The organism is Alcanivorax sp. HI0044, assembly GCF_001634945.1.
On record NZ_LWEZ01000531.1, the window covers coordinates 1 to 1,464 of the forward strand.

Annotated in this window: 1 protein-coding gene; it reads right to left on the bottom strand. The window is 56.6% G+C overall.

The window, feature by feature from the left end:
* Positions 1–897, bottom strand: an 897-nt coding sequence (locus A3730_RS06310; protein WP_063537736.1) for an alpha/beta fold hydrolase, incomplete at its 3' end; no start/stop codon positions are given.
* Between the last annotated feature and the right edge of the window lie 567 nt (positions 898–1,464).

The window sequence follows — 1,464 nt, forward strand, 5'->3', positions numbered from 1 at the left end:
GCGCCCGCCGATCCGGATTTTCCCTCTAGCCAGGCTGTTGGCCAGAATCATCTTCTCGATCACCTCACGGACCACCGCACCGGGATAATCCACCATATCGTTGAACCACTGGCCCATGGTCATGTACTCAGTCACGTATTCACGGTCACCAAGATTACGGATCAGATCCATGTAGGCCTGGACCACGCCGGGGGGATTGGTCATCTTGAATCCCAGCGTCAGCAGGTTGGCGGGAATGTGAAATAGCTTGTCGCTGAGCGGCTCCAGACGAATTTGGAACCAGTCGTGGATCTGCATGGCGGGAATGGCGGCCAGGCCCAGCGCCTTGCCGAACGGTCCACTCTTGTGAAAATTCACCGGGCTGGCAATGGTGATCAGGCTGCGGACAGGTGCGTCATGGTGGCCGCCCAGATACATCAGGCAAAGCAGCCCGCCCATGCAGTAGCCCATCATGTTGATGGTTTCGGTTTCCGCATGGGCCTTTACGGCATCCACCGCAGAGGGAAGCCACCGGTTTACATAGGTGTCCAGGTCCAGGCTGCGATTGGCGTTGGACGGTTTCCCCCAGTCCACCAGATATACATCGTAGCCGCGGGCCATCAGGTAAAGGACCATGGAGCGGTTGGGCATCAAGTCGTAGGTCCAACAATGAATGCCCAGCGCAGGCACCAGCAGCAGGGGGATGCGGTGCTTGTCGGCGGAAACCAGCAGGACGTCATCGTTAAGCGGGACTTCGGTCACCGGTGGCAGGCTGTAATGGCGTACAGCCATGATGCCATCACGATAAATTTCATCCCACGGGCATTTATCCACCTGGATAAAGCGTTGCGGGTGGCGCCTGCGTTCAACAATGTGGCCAACGGCCCGCAGGCTGTTCTTTAATCGTGATGTAGCCATTCAAAACGACTCCTGAAATGGGCGGAGAAGCCTAGGGAACCTCTGAATAACTCCTTGCGTACTCAGCGTGACCTGAAGCGTGCAGCTGTTGCGCCTTGTCTCGACAGACAGGGTGGTTCCCTTTCTTAGAGAAAAGGCGCAGCAGATGTGCGCTTCAGGCCGCGCCCTCCGGGTCTTTCAGGCTGGCCCGCACTCGTTGTTGCGCTTTTTCGACAGGCAACCAGCATGCCATCAAAATCGCGCCTAGATTGCGAGCCAGTCTGAAAGACTGAGCATGCAAGGAGTTATTCAAAGGTTCCCTAGCAGAGAGCAAGGCCGTTTCTATGGTAAAACGGTAACACTTGCAGATTAGCCGCCAGCGGTTAATCTTGCCCCGGATATCAGCTGGAGACATTGGCCGCCGTGACAGAAAAAACACTTCCGTATACACGCCAGGACATATGCAATCGCTTCCTGGATTCCGTCCGCCACTCTGTTGTGCTTGGGCTTGAGGTTGTCAGCGCTACTGAAGAGTGCGTCCGGGTCCGAATGCCCTGGCGAGACGATCTGGTCGGTAACCCGGAGACC